This is a genomic window from Mesorhizobium sp. M4B.F.Ca.ET.143.01.1.1 (genome assembly GCF_004792275.1).
Lineage (GTDB): Bacteria > Pseudomonadota > Alphaproteobacteria > Rhizobiales > Rhizobiaceae > Mesorhizobium > Mesorhizobium abyssinicae.
On the sequence record NZ_SRSR01000003.1, the window covers coordinates 23,916 to 43,498 of the forward strand.

The window sequence follows — 19,583 nt, forward strand, 5'->3', positions numbered from 1 at the left end:
AGGAAGAGCCATGCTTCGCAACTCCCGCACTGAACGTCTTGTCGCGCTGGTGCTGGTCGCTCCCTTCCTGGCGATCTATCTGCTGGCGTTCGTCTATCCGATGGTCCAGATGTTCCGCATCTCCTTCACCGATGCGCCGCTGATCGGCGCGGGTCGGTGGGTTGGTCTCGACAACTACCTGCGGCTCGACAACGACCCGATGTTCCGGCGCGCGCTCTGGAACACCGCTTATTTCGTTCTGATGACGGTCGTCCCAGGGACACTCATCGCCCTGTTGATCGCGCTAGGCGTGTCGCGGCTCAAGGGCCGCTTCCAGTCGATCGTGCTGGCGCTGTTCTTCCTGCCTTACATCCTGCCGGTGTCCGTCGTCTACCTGATCTGGGACTGGACGCTGAATTTCCAGTTCGGGATCGCGATGCATGTGCTGGACTGGCTCGGGATCCCGCGCGTGCCGGTCTTCAAGTCGCGCGTCTGGTACTTGCCGGCTGTGGCCGGAGTGACAATCTGGTGGACCGCGGGCTTCTCGATCCTCCTCTTCCTTGCCGGGCTGCGGTCCATACCAGCGGAGATCTACGAAGCCGCGGCGCTCGACAACTCGACGCGATGGACCACGTTCCGGCGCATCACCTGGCCGCTGCTGTGGCCGATCACCTCGCTGGTGTTCACCATCCAGCTCATCCTGCAGCTCAAGATCTTCGACCAGGTCTATCTGTTCTCGATCGGCGGCCGGCCGAACGACAATATGGTGCTCGTCTACTACGTCTTCCAGAAGGCCTTCCAGCAGAACCAGGGAGGCAGGGCGGCGGCCGTCGCCGTCACCCTCTTCGTGCTTGTGGTGGTCGTCTCGGTCCTGCAATTCCAACTGCTCCGGTTCGCCGAAAGGCGGCGCCGATGAACGCCGCGGCTGCGCAACGCTGGAACTTCTGGGGCGGGATCATCACCGCACTGACGCTCGTCTGGGCCGTCCTATGGGCGTTTCCGCTCTACTGGGGTGTGATCTCATCGCTCAAACCGGACGACGAGGTCGTGCGGCCCTACATCGAACTCTGGCCCGAGACGCCGACGCTGGAGAACTACATCAGCGCCCTGACCACCACGCAGATCGGCGCCTGGTACGTCAATTCAGTGGCGGTCGCGGTCGGCGTGACGGTCATCACCATCTTCATCTCGATGCTGTGCGGCTACGCAATCTCGCAGTTGCGGTTCCCGGGACGGATCGCGCTTTGGTGGCTGATCCTTGCCTCCTTCATGGTGCCGACTTCGGCGCTGATCATCAATCACTTCGTGCTGGTCGCCAACCTCGGCGTGCTCAACAGCTGGGCCGGAATCATGTTGCCGCAGCTCATCCACCCCGTCATCATCATCGTGTACAAGCAGTTTTTCGATCAGGTCCCGAAGGACTTCCGCGAGGCTGCGGTCATGGACAATGCGTCTGAATTCGGGATCCTCTTCAAGATCTACATGCCGATGAACTGGGGGGTAACGACGGCGCTGTCGATCGTCTGCTTCATCTGGACGTGGAACGCCTTCTTGTGGCCGTTCCTCTCGGTGACCCGCACCGAGATGATGACCATCACGGTCGGCATCACGCAGGTCAACGACGCCTTCGGTGTCTACTACGCACGCCAGCTGTCGGCGGCCGTACTGGCCGGCATGCCGGTGGCACTGGCCTACCTCTTCTTCCAGCGCCGGGTGACCGAAGCGATAACGCTCTCGGCAGGTATCAAGGGCTAGAGCCCCGGCAAGATGCCGGAGGGCACGACCGGCTCGGCGGGTTCAGTCTCCGTCGGCGCGTGCGTGCCAGGCCGACCCGTCCGCGGCGAAGAGATGCAGGGCCGTGGTGTCGAACTTCAGCCGAACGGCGTCGCCTGGTTTGACGCTCGAAAGCCCGCGATCCTGTGCCGTCACCTGCGTCCCATCCGCGAGCCGCGCATAGACGAGCGTTCGCTCGCCAAGGCGCTCGACAACGGTGGCCGTGGCGGATGTTTGATTGCCCTCAGCGACGACAGTCAGAGATTCCGGCCGTACTCCGAGTTCGCGCCAATCCATGTTGGCCGGCGTGCCAGGAAGTTCGACGAGCGATCCATCGGTCAAGCGCGCATTGAGCCTGTCGCCTGAGCCCGAAACCGTAACAGGCAGGATGTTCATTGCCGGCGACCCGACGAAGGTCGCGACGAATCGCGACGCCGGACGTGCATAGACATCGACGGGTCTTCCCATCTGCTCTATCCGGCAATTGTTGAGGATCACAATGCGGTCGGCGAGCGTCATCGCCTCCACCTGATCGTGGGTGACGTAGATCATCGTCGACTTCAAACGCTGATGCAGTTCGGCAAGCTCAACGCGTGTACGGGCGCGAAGCGCCGCGTCCAGATTGGAGAGTGGCTCGTCGAACAGGAATGCCTTGGGCTCCTTGACGATCGCACGCCCGATGGCCACGCGCTGGCGCTGCCCGCCGGAGAGCTGCGACGGCCGTCGGTGAAGCAGCGCTTCGATCTCCAGGATACGCGCAGCCTCGGCGATCCGCTGGCGGATGACATCCGGCGCGACCCGAATGTTCCTCAGCCCAAAGGCCATGTTCTCCGCGACCGTCATATGTGGGTAAAGAGCATAATTCTGGAAGACCATCGCAACGTTGCGCCTGCCCGGCGCAAGGTTCTCCGAGCGCACCCCGTCGATCGTCAGCGTGCCCACGTCAATGCTTTCGAGGCCGGCGATCATGCGCAGCAGCGTCGTCTTGCCGGAACCGGAAGGACCGAGAAAGACGACCAGTTCTCCCGGCTCGATGTCCAGGCTCACGTCACGGATCACTTCGACGGCGCCGAAGTGCTTTGATACGCCCGAAAGCGTGATTCCCGTCATGCTTGCGATCCTTCTTTCCTACATAATTTCGGATAAATACCCGATGTCAAGGAATGTTGAGCTACGGCACAATGGGCGCCTCATTCCTGGTCCGCGAAACAGCTGCCAACTGTCCTGCCAACAAGTGGGCGGTTTAGGAGGTTCGCCGGATCATACGAGATCATACGAAGGAAATCGGTTGGCGAACCAGCCGCTAACGTATTGATTTTATGTCGGAAAACGATGACCCTCCGGGCCCGCCATTGTCGTTGTTATCAATGGCTTAGTCTTGATTTCTTCTCTCAAAACGCCTTTGGCTGAATCTCAGCGCATCGTGCTGATTTTGTTGACTTGCGGTGGGCCGCTGGGAGCCGTCAAACGAACGGCGGTTTTGCGTCTCATATGGGCCGGTGTGGTAAGGTTCCGGCGTTTCCGAAAAACGGTCATTGCTGGTGGCCTTGGGGAGGCCGATCGTAGTCAATTCAGTTCGTCAGGCCGCGCGGCTGAAGCGGTCGATCCTGAAATCATCGAGCGGCGTTTCGCAACGGCCGGTCGTGATGAGTTCGGCCATGGCGTCGCCGACGCCGGGCCCGAGCTGGAAGCCGTGTCCGCAAAAGCCGAAGGCGTGGAACAGGCCCGGCGTCGTCGCCGAGCATCCCATCACAGGCAGCATGTCCCGCACATAGCCCTCGCAGCCGGACCAGGTGCGGATGACCGCGACCTTCGCGATTGCCGGCAGCAGCCGTGCGACGGCGCGCAATTGTAAGGGCAGGCGCGTGGGGTCGGCTCTTGCATGGCCGGGTTCGAGGTCCACCGGCACCCTTTCGGCCGCGCCGCCGAAGACGATGTTGCCGCGCTCGACCTGGCGCAGATAGGCGCCGTACTCCTTGTCGCGGGTCCAGATGCCGACCACGGGGAGAATTCTGTGCGGCAGCGGCTCGGTCACGCCCATCTGCGGGCCGCGGGCCTCGAGCGGGACCTCTTCGCCGAACTGTGCGGCGATGCGCGCGCCCCAGGCACCGGCGGTGTTGAGCAGGCATTCGGCAGCGAACGCACCCTTCGAGGTGGCGACGTGGAAACCGGAGTTATCGCGGCTGACGCTCTCGACCTCGGCTTCCTCGATGATTTCCGCGCCCAGCCCGCGGGCCGCCTCGGCAAAGGCTGGCGCGATCAGCCGCGGGTTGCCGCTGCCGTCCCGCGGCGAGAACGACGCAGCGATCGCTTCGGGGCCGAGGCCGGGAAAGCGGACACGGATCTCGCGCGGGGTCAGTTCCTCCAGCTCGAGCCCCCAGGGTCGCGCCGTGTCGGCATAGGCCCGCATGTCGGCGAGACCGCCCTCATCGAAGATCAGCCGGATGTGTCCGGTGGCGCGGAACTCCACGTCACGGCCAAGCATCCTTTCGGCCTTGCCCCACAGCTTGAGCGAGCGGTGGGCCAGCGGAAGCTGGGACAGATGGCGCCCGGTGCGTCGGATGTTGCCGAAAGAGGCGACGGTTGCTCCGGTGCCGATTCGGTTGCGCTCGATCAGCGTCACGCGCGCGCCGCGCCTGGCCAGGAAATAGGCCGAAGCCGTCCCCATCAGGCCGCCGCCCAGCACGATCACATCCATAGCGGCCCCTCGCAAACAGTGCCCGAATTTCGACCGATCTTGTCGACGCCGCGCCGATGCGTCAAAGATGGGTTTGGACGAAAACCATAAGCTTGACCTATGGAGTGACAATGCGGGCGCGGCAGCTCGAAGTGTTCATCGCCGTCATGCGCGCCGGCACCGTGACCGCCGCGGCGCGGATGCTGAACATCTCCCAGCCTGCGCTCAGCCAGATCCTGCTCCACACCGAGGACGAACTCGGCTTCACGCTGTTCGAGCGCGTCAAGGGACGGCTGCGGCCGACGCCCGAGGCGCTTGAGATTTTCGCCGATGCCGAAAGGCTGTCGGCGGGGCTGGAGGGCCTGCGGCGCAAGACCACCGACCTGCGCTTGGGTCGGGCTGGGCTCGTGCGCGTTGCGGCCTCGCCGCCGCCGGCCATGGCGATATTGCCGCGCGCTTTCACCAGTTTCCGCGCGCAGCATCCAGGCATTCTGCTGCGTTCCCACATGGCGCCGATCGCAGCCATCGTCGACATGCTGCGCGCCGGCGACGCCAGCCTGGGCGTCGCCTTGGACGACCGCCTGCCTCCCGACATCGAGGCGGAGGTGATCGGCAGTGTCGGCTTCGCCTGCCTGCTGCCGGCCGGGCATCCGTTGGCCAGGAAAGCCGAGTTGACGCTCGCCGATCTCGCCGGAGAGGAGCTGATATCCTATCGCGGAAACACCCGTCCCGCCGACGAACTGGCCCATGCGGCCCGCGCGCAGGGCGTGGCGCTTTCGCCCTCGCTCGAGATCGACGTCTCCATCTCCGCCGTCGGCTTCGTCCAGGCTGGTCTCGGCATCGGGCTCGTCGACGCCCTGCTGCCTTGGCGCCAGTTTGCCGGGCTTGCCGTCAGGCCGCTGGCAGCGGGGCCGGAATTTCCCATCGCTCTGCTCACCTCGCGCACACGCGCCCTTGCACGGGCCGACGAGATGATGCGCGACCAGATCCGCGCCGCCTGCTCCGCCGTTCTGGGCGGCGACAAGGCAAAGGCATAAGCAAGGCTTATATGCTTGCCCATCATCCATCTTGGACCCGGACCGGTCAGCCGTGCCAGCTTTCTGCAGGCAGACAGGAAGGGACGCACAATGGATGGGGTCATCACTGGGGGTGAGGCGCAAAACGGAACCGACTGGAAGGTCGGTGTCGATATCGGCGGGACATTCATCGATTTCTGCGCGCTCGAAGCGAACTCGGGACGCGTCGCCTCCCTGAAGGTGCTGACGACGCCGGAGGACCCGGGCGCCGAGCTGATGACGGGCCTCACCCTTCTCGCCGAACGCGAAGGCTTCGATCCGACCCATATGACACGCTTCGTGCATGGCACGACCGTCGGCATCAACACCATCATTCAGCGCAAGGGCGCGCCACTGGCACTATTTACTAATGCCGGCTTCGAGGACGTCATCGAGCTGGCGCGGCTTCGCATGCCGGACATGTATTCGCTGTTCTGCGCGCGGCCGGATCCGTTGATCGCGCGCGACATGGTGTTCGGCATTCCGGCCCGCATGCGTGCCGATGGAAGCGAATCCCAGGCACCGGACATGGCGGCGGTGGAGCGTGCGGTGACGGCGGCAAAAGCGAACGGGGCGCAGGGGATTATCGTGTCCTTCCTCCATGCCTGGCGCAACGGCGCGCAGGAAGCTTCGGTGAAGTTGGCGGTCGCGCGCCTTGCGCCTGATCTCTTTGTCTTCACCTCGGCCGAGGTCTGGCCGGTCATCCGCGAATATGAGCGCAGCTCGACCGCCATCCTTAACGGCTATGTTCATCCACGCGTCTCTGGCTACCTGACGGCGCTGGAAGAGCGGCTGAAGCATAGTGGCGTGCCGGCCCGGCCGATGCTGACCAAGTCGAATGGCGGGCTGATGAACGCCGCCGAAGGCAAGCGCGCCTGTGTCAACATGCTTTTGTCGGGAACGGCCTCAGGCGTCATCGGTGCCTCGTGGCTGGCGCGCCAGGCGGGCGAAGACAAGGTGCTGACCCTCGACATCGGTGGTACCTCCGCCGACTTCGCGCTGATCATCGGCGGCGAGGCGCAGTTCGGCACCGGCGAGCTGATCGGCGAATTTCCGCTCCACATCCCCTCCGTGTCGGTGAGCTCGATCGGCGTCGGCGGCGGCTCGATCGCCAGCGTCGATGCGCAGGGCGTGCTGCGCGTCGGACCGGAATCGGCGGGTTCGACGCCGGGGCCGGCATGCTACGGCCGTGGCGGCGCGCAGGCGACGGTCACGGACGCCATGGTGGTGTGCGGATGGCTCGGTCACAGCGAGATGGCCTATGGCCAGCTCCGGATCGATACCGGGCTGGCGCGTAGCGCGGTCGGCGAGCTTGCCGCCCGGCTCGGCCGCCCGGTCGAGCAGACCGCGCAGGCGATCCTCGACATCGCGGTGTCGGAGATGTTCGTCGAGGTCGAGAAGCTGGCCTCGCGCGCCGGCGTCGACCTGCGCGAATTCACGCTGATGCCCTTCGGCGGCGGCGGTCCGATGCTCGGCGCCTTCCTTGCCCGCGAACTCGGCATGAAGCGTGTCATGGCGCCGCGCCGCCCCGGCGTGGTGTCGGCGCTGGGCGGGCTTGTGGCGGACCTGCGCGGGGATTTCATACGCACCATCTTCAGCCCGCTGACGGCTGCGTCGCTCCCCGAGATCCGCGAGGCCTTCGATGCTCTCGCGCAAGAGGGGCGCGACTGGCTCGCGGCGCAGGGGCACGACGCCGCGGCTGAGCTCACTCTCTCCTGCGACATGCGCTATCTCGGTCAGAGCTATGAGATCGAGGTCGTCCTTTCACCGCAATGGCTGGCGGCCGCCGACCCGGAGGCAATCGAGCAAGCCTTCCACCGCACCCATGAGCAGCTCTACGATTTTCACGACCCGGACGGCGAGATCGAGCTTGTGAACGTGCGGCTGTCCGCCATCGGCGCGGGGCCGAAACTCTCCTTCCCGGAGACAGACGAGATCGGCGCCGCCGCCATTCCGGCGCGCCGTCTCCCGGTCTACACGGGCGCGAGCCTCGAAGTCGTGGACCTCCACGACCGGCAGACCCTTGTGCCGGGCAGCACCTTCCGGGGGCCTGCCGTGGTCGTGCAGGAAGACACCACCTTCGCCATTCCCGCGGGAGCGCAGGCGCGCGTCGACCGCCACCTCAACCTTCTGCTGACCTTCGCGGAGTGACGCCATGTTTGACCGGACAAACCTGCAGGTTCTGGCGAACCACGCCCGCGCGGCCGCCGAAAACATGGCCCACACGCTGCACCGCACCGCGCACTCCGCCTTCGTCAAGGAGACGCAGGATTTCACCGTGATGCTGATGGACCGTGCGGGGGCGACCTTCGCCGTGCCGATGGAACTCGGCGCCACGTGGTATCCGGGACTTTCCTACCACCGCGCGATCGCCATGGTCGACGACTACCGACCTGGAGACGTCGCCTTCACCAACGATCCCTATTCGGGCCACGTCGCCACGCACGCCCCCGACACGCATCTGTGGAAGCCGGTCTTCGTCGACGGCGAGATCGTCGCCTGGACCGGAGGTCACATCCACAACACCGACATGGGCGGGGCGGTGCCGGCTTCGCTCAGCCGGGCGCTGATCGAAATCCATCAGGAAGGCATCCGCTTCCCGCCGATGAAGCTGGTGCGGGAGGGCGTCTTCGACGAGACGATCCTGCGCATCATGAGCACCAATGTGCGCAAGCCCGACCTCAACATCGGCGACATCAAGGCGCTTGTCGGCGCGCTCAACACCGGCGAGCGCAAGATCCAGGCAATGGTGCGGAAGTTCGGCAAGGCCGGCTTCATCGAAGGGGTTGCCGCACTTCTCGATCATGCCGAGGCGCAGGCGCGCGACGTGCTGCGCGCCATGCCCGACGGCACGTGGGAATTCGCCGACTATGCCGACGAGGATTCGGTCGAGGCCAATCCCTGCCGGCTGAAGCTGACGCTGACGATCAAGGGCGACGAGGCGGTGCTCGACTTCACCGGCTCTGATCCGCAGTTGGGCTCCTCGCTTAACGTGCCTTCAGGTGGCGACCCGCGCCACACCATGCTGCTGGTCGGCGTCTACTACGTGCTCTACACGCTCAACCCAAAGCTCCTGCTCAACACCGGCCTCACGCGGCCGTTCACCTGCATCACGCCGCAGGGGTCGGTGCTCAATCCGGTCCACCCGGCAGCGGTGGGCATGCGCTCGCTCACCTGCGCCCGGCTGCGCTCGGTCATCTTCGGCGCCTTCTCGCAGGCCGTGCCGGAGCGCCTGCCCGCGGCGCCGGCCGGCAACAACTGCATCGTCAACGTCATGACTATCGACGAGCGCAGCAGCCGCACGGTCATCGCCGCCGTGAACCCGGTGGTGGGCGGCGGCGGTGCGATGCCGCATCGCGATGGGACCAACGGATCGGGCGCCGATGCCGCCTATCTCAAGAACACGCCGATCGAAATCACCGAGACCGAGACCCCGGTCGAATTCGTGAAATACGGGCTCGCCAGGGACAGCGGCGGGGCGGGCCGCTGGCGCGGCGGGCTGGCGACCGAGATGGCCTTCCGCGTCTTTGCCCCCGACTCCAGGATCACGGCCCGCAACCGCGACCGCAGTTTCTTCCGTCCCTGGGGCGTGCTGGGCGGCAAGGCCGCCGGCCTGTCGGACATGGTCGTCAATCCGGGCACCGAGCACGAGCGGCGGCTGGGCAACATCGACACCGCGGTGCTGCAGCCCGGCGACCTGCTCGATATCCGCTCCGCCGGAGGCGGCGGGCGCGGCGATCCGCATCTGCGCGAGCCCTGGCGGGTCGCACAGGACGTTCGGCGCGGCTATGTCTCAGAGACATCGGCGGAGCGCGACTATGGCGTCGTCCTACGCGGCGGCGAGGTCGACGAGCAGGCGACGGAAAGGCTGCGCGCGCGGCACAAGCCGTCCGCCGGCCATTTCCATTTCGGTCCAGAGCGCGACGGCTACGAAGCGCAATGGACCCCTGCGGCCTACGACCGGCTCACCGCCATACTGAGCGACCTGCCGATCCACTGGCGGTTCTTCGCCAAGACCGAGATCTTCCGCCGCATGAAGGGGGGCTCCGGGCCGGAGGGCGTACAGGCGGCCTTCGATGCGGCGTGCGAACGGTTCCCCGAACTGCCGCGTCCTCGCCCGGTGCGAGAGGCCGCTGAATGATCGGCGCCGGCCGCATCGTCCGGCTGGCCGAGCGCGACCGGACAGAGGTGAATTTCTTCCTCGATGGCGAGACGCGCAGCGCGCTGGCCGGCGACACCGTGCTGACCGCCATGCTGGCGTCAGGACAAGCCTTGCGAAAGTCCGAGTTCGGGCCTGAGCCCCGCGCGGGCTTCTGCCTGATGGGAGCCTGCCAGGATTGCTGGGTCTGGCAGGAAGAGGGGCCGCGCCTGCGCGCGTGCACAAGCCCCATCGCTGAGGGCATGCGGCTGCGCACGACGCCGCCGGAGAGCTGGCCGTGAGCGACGCTTCATCGCCGAAAATCGTGATCGTCGGCGCCGGTCCGGCCGGCATTAGGGCCGCGGCGGCGCTGGTCGAGGCCGGGCTGCACCCGGTGGTGATCGACGAAGGCAATCGCTCCGGCGGTCAGACATATCGCCGCCCGCCGGACGGATTTACCCGCACGCCGGAGCAGCTCTACGGCTCGGAGGCGGCGAAGGCACGGGCGCTGCATGACCTGTTCGACCGGTTGGTCAAGGATGAGCGCCTCACCCATTGCGCGGCGAGTTCGGTCATCGCCGCGCAGGACGGTCGGCTGCATGTGCTGGGGGAGGGCGGCATGCAGCTAGTCAGCTATGATCGCCTGATCCTTGCCACCGGCGCATCCGATCGCGTCGCTCCGGTCCCCGGTTGGCAGAGCGCCGGCGCCTACAGCCTCGGCGCGGCGCAGATCGCGCTCAAGGCGCAGGGCGTGGCTCTAGGGCGGCGGATCGTCCTGATCGGGTCAGGGCCTCTGCTGACGCTGGTCGGCGCCCAACTCGTCAAGGCTGGGGCGGATGTGGCGGCGGTGCTGGATACATCGTCCTGGCGCCAGCAGATGCGGGGATTCCTTGGGCTCGCCGCCCGGCCGCTGGTCGCGCTGCGCGGTTTGGCGCTGCGGGCGAGGCTCGGCGGCCGTTACCATGCGGGGGTGATGCTCGAACAAATCGAGGCCGACGAACAAGGTGTCACCGCGATGCGCTGGCGCGACGCTGGCGGCCGCGAACACGTCACGCGATGCGACATGATCGGCATGGGCTGGCACTTGCGTGCTGAGACCCACTTGGCCGACCTCGTCGGGTGCGCCTTCGCCTATGACGCGCAGTGGCGGCAATGGCTGCCGAAGGCCGATGCGATGGGCCGTGCCGGGAATGGCGTCTACCTTGCGGGCGATGGGGTTCGGCTTCTGGGAGCGGACGGCGCGGAGATTGCCGGGCGCCTTGCGGCGGCGGCGTGCCTTGCCGATCTCGGACAACCGGCGCCGTCGGCCAGCGCCGATCTGCGCGAGCTCGCGCGGCTCGAGCGCTTTGCCCGCGGTCTGGCCCGCGCCTTTCCCTGGCCGGAGGCGATGGCTCGGGTGCTCCCTGACGACGCGATCGTCTGCCGCTGCGAGAACGTGACTGCAGGAGACATACGCCAGGGCGTGGCTTTCGGCGGCTGCGAGGCTAACAGGGTGAAGTCGCTGTCGCGCGTCGGCATGGGGCGCTGCCAGGGGCGCTACTGCCAGTTGGCCGCCGTCGAACTCGTCGCGGCACAGGCCGGCTGCACGCCCGGCGCCGTCGGCCGGTTTCGCGGACAGCCGCCCGTCCGACCGGCGCCTATCGGCGCTTTTCTGCGGAACGGCTAACGCAATTGCGGATGCCGCGCATTGATGAGGGTCAGATCCTAGAAATCGGCAACCTTGCCCCAGGCGGAGGCTTCGAAGCGGCGCGGATCGTAGGATGTCGGATCGACGATCGGTTCCAACCCGGTCACCAGATCGGCGACGAGATGACCGGCGCCGGGCCCGATGCCAAAACCGTGTCCCGAAAATCCGGCGGCGAGGAAGAAGCCCGCAACGCTATCGATCTCGCCGATGGCGGGGACGCCGTCCGGCGTGCTGTCGATGTAGCCGGCCCAGGCAGCGCTGATCTTCGTCTTTCTGAGGTCGGGCAGAAGTTCAAGCGCGCGGGCATGGGTCAGACGGATGGTGGCCCGGTCGGGAGCCGGATCGAGGATGCGCATGCGCTCCATCGGCGTCGGCTGGTCGAGCCGCCAGCGCTGCAGCGTTTCGTGCCCCGAGCGCACGCCTTGCAGTCCGCCGGGCGCGAGGCTGCGCCACCGCTTCAGAAACATGGGCAGGAACTGCGACGAGAAGCGCAACTGCTGCGGCGTCACGTCGACGCGGCCGCGCCCGCTGATGGCAAGCGTGTAGCCGCCGTCGCCGCGACGCGTGGCCGAGATCCTCGCCGTGTGCAGCGCATCCGGCAGGCCTTCGGCGCCGGGCGAGACGGACAGGATGGAGGAACGGATCGACGCCTGCGGAAAGCGGAAACCGAACTGCCGGCAAAAGGACGACGCCCAGGCGCCGCCGGCCATGACCGCCACTTTCGTGCGGATCGTTCCGCTTTCGGTGACCACGCCGCTCAGGCGTCCGCCCTCGGTCTCGATGCCGCGCGCGGCGCAATTCTGGTGAACGGTGCCGCCGAGCTTGAGGATGGCGCGGGCGACCGCGGGCGCGGCCCGCGACGGGTCGGCGGTGCCATCGCTCGGCGAGAAGACGCCGCCCTTCCAGGTCCGGCCCGTGGCGCCGCCACGCTCGCTGGCCTCGGCGCCGTCGAGCATATGGGTGGTCACGCCGGCCGTCCTGGCGAAATCGCGCCAGCGCGCCCAGCCGGCCAGTTCCGCCTCGTTATTGCTGAGATAAAGCAGGCCGCAGCGGCGAAAGCCGGTGTCTTCGCCGGTCGCCGCCGCGAAGCTGTCCCACAGATCGAGGCTGTGGGTCGCCATCGGCAGTTCGCGGGCGTCGCGGTTCTGCTGGCGGCACCATCCCCAATTCCTGGAGGATTGCTCGGCGCCGATGCGTCCCTTTTCGACAAGCGCGACCTGCATGCCGCGCCTGGCCAGATAGTAGGCCGCGAAGACACCGACGATGCCGCCGCCGATCACCACCACGTCCGCGGATTGCGGCAGTTTGCCAGATGTCTCGATTTGCTGCAGTGGCGCGCGCATGGTCTCTCTGCCTTGAAGCGCCAATCTAACGCGTTGCGCAGGCAGCCGCTGCCGCAGTTGAAGCCGAAGCAGAATTTTATTTCGGCTGCTCGGTCGAAATCGGAACTCGCTGCGTTTCAAAGCGGTGCCCGCTCGGATGGACTGGCCCGCGGGCTGTGGTAGTGTCAAGGCTGTTGGTACGGCAGCATTTTGTGCTGTGGCATGCGATCTTTGGAGACGGCCATGAAACTGGATCGGATCGACATCAAGATTCTTCACGAATTGCAGAAGAACGGCCGCATCACCAATGTGGAACTGGCCGACCTCGTGCATCTGTCGCCGAGCCCTTGCCTGATGCGGGTCAAGAAACTGCAGTCGGAAGGCTACATCGAGGGCTATTCCGCGCAGATCAACATCGGCAAGCTCGGCCAGACGCTGACCGTGTTCACCGAGATCACCTTGAAGAACCACCGCCAGGTCGACTTCGCCCGATTCCTCGCTGTCGTCGAGAAGATCGACCAGGTGATCGAATGCCACCTCGTCTCGGGCGGCTACGATTACCTGATGAAATTCGTCACCGCCGGCATCGGCGAATACCAGACGATCATGGAACGGCTAACCGACATGGATATCGGCATCGACAAGTATTTCTCCTTCGTCGTGCTGAAGTCCCCCATCGTCAAGGCGCACATGCCGCTGCCCAGCCTGTTCCCGATGTGAGGCTCCGCGCATCGTCGTCCTAACCATCCGTCTCAAGGCAAAGACGGAAAACCGTTCCTGGAATTGCCTCTAGCGGTGGCCGTACTGGCTGACGAGCTCGGGGTCGCGCACCAGGCCGTCGAGCCAGGTCGGATCGAGCTTCGGCACCGAAGAGAACAGTAGCTTGGAGTAGGGGTGGGCGGGCGCCTTCACCTTGTCTGGCGTGATCTGCTCCACCCGCTGCCCGTTGTACATGACCATGATCTCGTCGCAGATGGCCTCGACGACCGACAGGTCGTGGCTGATGAAGATGTAGGAGAGCCCCAGCTCGCGCTGCAGCTCCTTGAGCAGTTCGATCACGGCGGACGCCACCACCGTGTCGAGCGCCGAGGTGATTTCGTCGCAGATGATGAGCTTGGGGTCGGCCGCCAGCGCGCGCGCGAAATTCACGCGCTGCTTCTGGCCGCCCGAGAGCTCCGATGGATGCCGGTAGCGCAGCGCCCTCGGCAGGCGCACCATGTCGAGCAGTTCGTCGACGCGCTTCGAGCGCGCCTGCCTGTCGAGCCGGTGATAGAAGGCGAGCGGACGGGCGATGATGTCCTCCACCGGCTTGGCCGGATTGAGCGCGGTATCGGCGTACTGGAACACGATCTGCATCTCGCGCAGCTGGTCCTGGCTGCGTTTCCTGGCGGCGCGCTGCAGGTCCTTGCCGTCGAAGACGATGTCGCCGGCGGCCGCCGGATGGATGCCGGCAATGACGCGCGCCAGCGTCGATTTTCCGCAGCCGGATTCGCCGATGACGCCGAGATTGCGCCCCTTCTCGACGACCAGGCTGACGGAATCGACCGCGCGGATGAGTGGCAGTCCGTCAGCCCGCATCGCGCCATAGCCGGCCGTCACATTGTCTATGCGCAGCAGTTGCTTCGTCCCGGCATCCGCGTCGGCTTGCCCTTGCCGTGGCTTCGGTTCGAAGGCGGCCAGCAGTTCGCGCGTATAGGGGTGCCGGGCAGCTGACAGGATTGCCGCCGTGGTGCCGGTTTCCTGCACCTCGCCGCCCTTCAGCACCACGATGCGGTCGGCGATCTGGGCGACGACCGCGAGGTCGTGGGAAACATAGACACCTGCGATCCCGCCCGCCCGCATGACCGACTTGAATGCCTTCAGCCCGTCGATCTGCGTCGTCACGTCGAGTGCCGTCGTCGGCTCGTCGAAGATCACCAGCTTGGGATCGCCGATGAGCGCCATGGCCGCCGACAGCCGCTGCAATTGACCGCCCGAAACCTGGTGCGGATAACGGGCGCCGATCCCTTCGGGGTCCGGCAGCGACAAGGCCCTGAACAGCTCGACGGCGCGTCGGCGGGCCTGTTCGGGCGGCATCAGCTTGTGGATGCGCGTGACCTCGATGACCTGCTCCATGATGGTGGAGGAGGGGTTGAAGGAGGCGGCGGCACTTTGCGGAACATAGGCAATGTCGGTGCCGCGCAGCCTGGCGCGTTCCTTTTCGGAAAGGCCGGCCATGTTCTTGCCGTTGACGTTGATCTCGCCGCCGGTGATCCGGCAGCCGGGCCGCGCATAGCCCATCAGCGAGAGCGCCACCGTAGTCTTGCCGGAGCCGCTTTCGCCGATCAGGGCGACGATCTCGCCGTCGGCTATGTCGAGGCTGACGCCCTTGATGATCTCGACCAGCCGTCCGGCGTCGGTCGTCGCCTCGATCCTCAGGTTCCTGACCTCGACGAGATTGCTCATGCGTCCCGGTCCCTGATCTTCTGCGGCAGGTTGTCGATCAGCAGGTTGACGCTGATGGTGAGGCTGGCGATCGCCAGCGAAGGCACGATGACGGCGGGGGCCGCGAAGGGCAGGCCGCCGATGTTCTCGCGCACCAGCGCGCCCCAGTCGGCGAGCGGCGGCTGCAGGCCGAGCCCAAGGAAGGACAGGCCAGAGAGCAGCAGAACGATGAAGACGAAGCGCAAGCCGAAGTCGGCGAGCACCGGGCGGATGATGTTGGGCAGGATCTCGGAGCCGATGAGATAGAGGGTGCTCTCGCCGCGGACACGCGCGACGGTCATGAAGTCCATGGTGTTGATGTTGACGGCGAGCGCGCGCGCGAAGCGATAGGAGCCGGGGATATAGATGACGGCGAGCGTCAGGATCAGCACCGGAATCGACGAGCCGACGGCAGCGACGACGACAAGACCGAACAGTTTGCTGGGGATGGAGTTCATGGCGTCCAGGAAGCGGCTGAGGCAGGTGTCGAGCCAGCCGCCGGTGACGGCCGCTATCATACCCAGCACGACGCCGGAAAAGCAGGCGATGGAGACGGCCGCAAGCGATATGCCGACTGTGTAGCGCGCGCCCATCAGAACCCGCGAGAGCATGTCGCGCCCGAGATAGTCCGAGCCGAGCCACAGCCCCTGTCGCATCGGGCCGAAATAGTCGTCGTCGACGATGTCGCCGATGGGATGGGGAATGATGTAAGGCGCGAAGATCGCGATCAGTGTCCACGCCAGGATGACCAGCGAGGCCACGACGCCGACGAGGTTGTAGCTGTGGCCCAGGAAGGATCGTCGGGAGGTTGTCGTGCGCGCTATCGTCATCTCAGCCTCGGGTTGGACATGATTGCGACGATGTCGGCGGCCGTGATGAGGAGAAGATAGCCGAGGCAGAAGATCATCGCGCAGCTCTGGATCAGCGGCAGGTCGCGGGTCGCGACCGCATCGACCATCAGCTTGGCGATGCCGGGATAGTTGAAGATCGTCTCGACGATGATCACGCCGCCGACCAGATAGGACAAGGAAAGCGCGATCGCGTTGACGATCGGCCCGAGCGCGTTGGGAAGCGCGTGCCGCAGCACCATCCGGCTGCGCGAGGCGCCTTTGAGGAGAGCCATCTCGACATAAGGCGTGGAGAGCGTTTCGATTACCGCGGCGCGCGTCATGCGGATCATCTGGGCGGAGATGACGAAGGTGAGCGTGATCACCGGCATTGCATAGATGCGCACGAGATCGGTCAGCGAATGCGCCTCGTTGACCGACGACAGCGCCGGCAGCCATCTGAGATAAACGGCAAAGAGCAAGACCGCCAGCGTCGCGACCATGAACTCCGGCACGGAGATGACGCCGATCGAAAGCACAGTGACGGTGCGGTCGTAGATGGAGCCGCGCAACATCGCGGCGGTGATGCCGAGCGTCAGCGCCAGCGGCACCGAGAGCAGCGCGGTGATGCCGGCGAGCTTCATGGTGTTGACCAGGCGCCCGCCGATCAGAGACGCAACCGGCATCTCGTTGGCATAGGAGGTACCGAGGTCGCCGTGGAGCAGGCCGACAAGCCAGCGCAGGAAGCGCAGGATCGCCGGGTCGTTGAGATGCATGGCCTCGCGCAGGCCGGCGACCGCCTCGGGAGTCGCCGCCTGGCCGAGCAGGATCGACGCGGTGTCGCCAGGCAGCATGCTGGTGGCGAAGAACACGGCGAACAGCACGATCAATAGCGTGATGGCCGCGATCCCTAGCCGCTTCAGCACGAGGTTGAGAACCCCAGACGTCATTGAAAGCGCTCCCTGCGGTGCGTTCGGCCAACCATCTTGCGCAATGCAGTGCCGGGGGACCGGCTGACCGGCCCCCGGCAGTCGCCCCTCAGGCTTCGAGCCAGAGATATTCCGCCATTGCGTAGCCCATCATGCCACCAAGCGGGTTCGCCTCCAAACCCTTCACCTTGCTGGAGAGGGCATCGACGTTGGAGATGTAGGCCGGGATGATGGTTCCGGCCTCCTCGGAGACCATGACCTGCATCTGGTTGTAGATTTCCTTGCGCTTGGCCTGGTCGAGCGAGCCGCGCGCCTCGACAAGCAGCTTGTCGAACTTCTCGGACTTATACTGGCTTTCGTTCCAGGGGGCGCTGGAAGCGTAGAGGAGCGAGAACAGGATGTCCGGCGTCGGGCGCGGATTGATGTTGCCGAAATGGATCGGCGCCTTGAGCCAGTAATTGTCCCAGTAGCCGTCGGATGGGACGCGCTGGACGTCCAGCTTCATGCCGATATCCGCGCCGGCGGCCTGGATGATCACCGCCATGTCGATCGACGAAGTCGCGGCGTCGGACGCGATCACCGGGATGGACTGGCCGAGCAGGCCTGACTTCTGGAAGTGGAACTTCGCCTTGTCCGGGTCGAATGCCTTCGGCTTGATGTCGGCGTTGTGGAAGATGTTCGCCGGCGAGACAGGTTGGTCGTTGCCGACCTCACCAAGGCCGCGCAATGCCGATTTGACGATCTGCTCGCGGTTGACGAGGTACTTCATGCCGGCCACGAAGTCGGCCTTGCTGCCCGGATCCATGTCGAGCCGGATGTTGAGGTCCGTGTAGTTGCCCGCGGTCGTTTTCGACAGTTCGAAGCCCTGCTGGCTCTCCAGGAGCTTCATTGAGCGCGGATTGATCGATGCGGCAAAATTGATGTCGCCGGAAAGCAGGGCGTTGACGCGAGCGCTGTCGTCGGTGATGGCGATGAATTCGAAGGAGTCGAGATAGGGCTTGCCCGACTTCCAGTAGTTCTTGTTCTTGGTGACGACCGAACGCACGCCGGGTTCGAACGTCTGCAGCACGAAAGCGCCGGTGCCGTTGCCCTTGGAGAAGTCGGTGGTGCCGTCCGCCACGATCATGAAATGGTGCAGCGCCAGGATGGTCGGGAGGTCGGCATTCGGGTCGGCGAGCGTGATTTCGACGGTCGACTTGTCGACCGCCTTGAAGCCGGTCATCTGCGCGGCGATCTTGGCCACCTTGGAGCCGACCGCTTTGTCGAGATGGCGCTTCAGCGAGTAGACGACGTCGTCGGCCGTGAGGTCCTTGCCGTCGTGGAAGGTGACGCCCTTGCGCAGCTTCACGGTCCAGGTCTTGGCGTCCTTGCTGTCGAAGCTTTCGGCCAGCTCCATCTGCGTGACGCCATCCTTGTCGAGGAAAGTCAGGCGGTTGTAGAGCGAGCAGCAGCGGACATAGTCGGTGGAGAGCGACGCCTTTGCCGGATCGAGCGTGTCGGCGGTCGAGGACGACCAGCCGGCCGCCTTGAAGCTTCCGCCGGAAACCGGCTCGGCGGCGACGGCCTGGCTGGCGCGGCCAAGCACCAGGCTGCCCGCGGCGACCGCGGCGCCACCGGCCAACAGCATCTTGAGGAGTTCGCGGCGGCTCGCGCCCCGCCGGATGGCGTTCTCGACCATGGCGTCGTCTGCGCTGGTCCAGTTCGTGATCTTGTCGGTCATGTCATTCCCCTTTCTGTTTGTTTGGTCGGCATGCTCGTCTTGCTGCGGCTGTCCGGGCTTGGGTTCAGGTTCGTTCCTTCAGGCTTTCCCGAACGGCCGCCGCAAGGGAGGCCATCGAGGTGAAGTGGTAGTCCGGCACGGTGAAGCGCTCGGGCTCGATCGTGCCGCCATAGCCCTTCTGGGCATGCCGGCGTTCGATCCAGCAATTGGTCAGGCCAAGTGCCCGGGATATGCCGATGTCGTGATGCTGGCTTTGCGCAACGTGCAGGATGTCGTCCTTGCTGTCGCCCCTTGAGGCGACGAAATCGAAGACCTTCTGGAAGAACGCCGGATCCGGTTTCTCCGTTCCGGTATCGTCGGCGGTGAAGGTGGCGAAGAAGGGCGAGCCGAGCTGCTTCTCGAAATGGTCGAGGGCCCAGCGTCGGGCATTGGTCATGGCAATCAGCTTGTGGGATTTCGCAAGGTCCGCCAATGCCGCCGCGCTGTCGGGGAAACCTTTCCAGACGCTGGCGGAATCGCGCAGGCGGACGCCGAATTTCTCGTCTGCCGGCAGGCCGAGCTGCGGCGCGATGACCATGTACACACGCACCAGATCGTCGGGAAACAGGCCGGCATCGGGCATGTAGCGGGCCTGCCGGTAGAGGGCCAGCGCGGCTTCGCCATCGATGGAGACGCCAGCCTCGGTGGCAATCCCGGCCAGGCAATTCGTGATGCCGCCTTCGAAGTCGATCAGCGTGCCGACGACATCGAAGGTCATGTACTTGAATTCGCTGAAAGCCCTGGCCAAGAAACTAGCTCTCCTCTGCGCGATACCGGATTGCATGGTGCTGAACAGAACAAAATTCCGTGCTGTCCAAAGCGTTGGCCTTTTTCGAAAGCCCATAAATCCGCGCTTTCTGGCCTTGTCTTATAAGCAGTCTGGCACTTCCCCCGCGCTGGATTCGCCGAAAAGGCGTGAGGGGGCGGCACAAAATTGCGAAATCGTCTGCCCCGGCGATATTTCGAGATACGAA

General features: G+C 65.3%; 16 protein-coding genes. 8 read left to right on the top strand and 8 right to left on the bottom strand.

What is annotated here, in order from left to right; translation table 11 throughout:
- The first annotated feature begins 10 nt into the window (after positions 1-10).
- Positions 11-895: a sugar ABC transporter permease gene (locus tag EN786_RS07640; protein WP_127308687.1), complete on the top strand. Its 885-nt coding sequence runs from the start codon at positions 11-13 to the stop codon at positions 893-895.
- On the top strand, positions 892-1,734 hold the full coding sequence (locus tag EN786_RS07645; protein WP_127308688.1) for a carbohydrate ABC transporter permease: 843 nt from the start codon (positions 892-894) through the stop codon (positions 1,732-1,734). Before EN786_RS07640 ends, EN786_RS07645 begins: the two co-directional genes overlap by 4 nt.
- Before the next feature lie 42 nt (positions 1,735-1,776).
- Here EN786_RS07645 and EN786_RS07650 read toward each other — a convergent pair whose 3' ends face one another.
- Positions 1,777-2,862 (bottom strand): ABC transporter ATP-binding protein, encoded by a 1,086-nt coding sequence (locus tag EN786_RS07650; RefSeq protein WP_127308689.1) that lies wholly within the window; start codon positions 2,860-2,862, stop codon positions 1,777-1,779.
- Positions 2,863-3,331: 469 nt separating this feature from the next.
- The gene (locus EN786_RS07655) at positions 3,332-4,450 is read right to left on the bottom strand and encodes an FAD-binding oxidoreductase (protein ID WP_135908128.1); all 1,119 of its coding nucleotides are present in this window, start codon (positions 4,448-4,450) and stop codon (positions 3,332-3,334) included.
- A 110-nt stretch (positions 4,451-4,560) separates the two neighbouring features.
- On the opposite strand from EN786_RS07655, the gene EN786_RS07660 reads away from it, so the two are divergent.
- The 5 genes from EN786_RS07660 to EN786_RS07680 all read left to right on the top strand — a co-directional run bounded on the left by EN786_RS07660 (position 4,561) and on the right by EN786_RS07680 (position 11,288).
- The gene (locus tag EN786_RS07660; protein WP_127282713.1) at positions 4,561-5,466 is read left to right on the top strand and encodes a LysR family transcriptional regulator; all 906 of its coding nucleotides are present in this window, start codon (positions 4,561-4,563) and stop codon (positions 5,464-5,466) included.
- A 90-nt stretch (positions 5,467-5,556) separates the two neighbouring features.
- Positions 5,557-7,635: a hydantoinase/oxoprolinase family protein gene (locus EN786_RS07665; protein WP_127309832.1), complete on the top strand. Its 2,079-nt coding sequence runs from the start codon at positions 5,557-5,559 to the stop codon at positions 7,633-7,635.
- A 4-nt stretch (positions 7,636-7,639) separates the two neighbouring features.
- Positions 7,640-9,625 (top strand): hydantoinase B/oxoprolinase family protein, encoded by a 1,986-nt coding sequence (locus tag EN786_RS07670; protein ID WP_127309833.1) that lies wholly within the window; start codon positions 7,640-7,642, stop codon positions 9,623-9,625.
- Entirely contained in the window at positions 9,622-9,924 is a 303-nt protein-coding gene (locus EN786_RS07675) for a (2Fe-2S)-binding protein (RefSeq protein ID WP_127283405.1), read from the top strand. Before EN786_RS07670 ends, EN786_RS07675 begins: the two co-directional genes overlap by 4 nt.
- The gene (locus EN786_RS07680) at positions 9,921-11,288 is read left to right on the top strand and encodes an FAD/NAD(P)-binding oxidoreductase (RefSeq protein WP_127309834.1); all 1,368 of its coding nucleotides are present in this window, start codon (positions 9,921-9,923) and stop codon (positions 11,286-11,288) included. The genes EN786_RS07675 and EN786_RS07680 overlap by 4 nt, the downstream gene beginning before the upstream one ends.
- A gap of 38 nt (positions 11,289-11,326) precedes the next feature.
- Here EN786_RS07680 and EN786_RS07685 read toward each other — a convergent pair whose 3' ends face one another.
- Positions 11,327-12,652 carry an FAD-binding oxidoreductase gene (locus tag EN786_RS07685; protein ID WP_127283403.1) on the bottom strand — a complete coding sequence of 442 codons (1,326 nt, stop codon included), beginning with the start codon at positions 12,650-12,652 and terminating at the stop codon, positions 11,327-11,329.
- Positions 12,653-12,874: 222 nt separating this feature from the next.
- On the opposite strand from EN786_RS07685, the gene EN786_RS07690 reads away from it, so the two are divergent.
- Entirely contained in the window at positions 12,875-13,351 is a 477-nt protein-coding gene (locus EN786_RS07690; RefSeq protein ID WP_127283402.1) for an Lrp/AsnC family transcriptional regulator, read from the top strand.
- A 69-nt stretch (positions 13,352-13,420) separates the two neighbouring features.
- Here the strand turns inward: EN786_RS07690 and EN786_RS07695 are convergent, their stop codons facing one another.
- The 5 genes from EN786_RS07695 to EN786_RS07715 form a co-directional block, all read right to left on the bottom strand.
- Positions 13,421-15,076: an ABC transporter ATP-binding protein gene (locus tag EN786_RS07695; RefSeq protein WP_135908130.1), complete on the bottom strand. Its 1,656-nt coding sequence runs from the start codon at positions 15,074-15,076 to the stop codon at positions 13,421-13,423.
- Complete coding sequence (locus tag EN786_RS07700; RefSeq protein ID WP_127283400.1) at positions 15,073-15,924, bottom strand: ABC transporter permease; 852 nt, start codon at positions 15,922-15,924, stop codon at positions 15,073-15,075. Before EN786_RS07700 ends, EN786_RS07695 begins: the two co-directional genes overlap by 4 nt.
- Entirely contained in the window at positions 15,921-16,871 is a 951-nt protein-coding gene (locus EN786_RS07705; RefSeq protein WP_127309836.1) for an ABC transporter permease, read from the bottom strand. The genes EN786_RS07700 and EN786_RS07705 overlap by 4 nt, the downstream gene beginning before the upstream one ends.
- A gap of 88 nt (positions 16,872-16,959) precedes the next feature.
- Positions 16,960-18,570, bottom strand: a complete 1,611-nt coding sequence (locus EN786_RS07710; RefSeq protein WP_127309837.1) for an ABC transporter substrate-binding protein — start codon at positions 18,568-18,570, stop codon at positions 16,960-16,962.
- Between the two features lie 64 nt (positions 18,571-18,634).
- Entirely contained in the window at positions 18,635-19,357 is a 723-nt protein-coding gene (locus EN786_RS07715) for an HAD-IA family hydrolase (RefSeq protein WP_127309838.1), read from the bottom strand.
- Between the last annotated feature and the right edge of the window lie 226 nt (positions 19,358-19,583).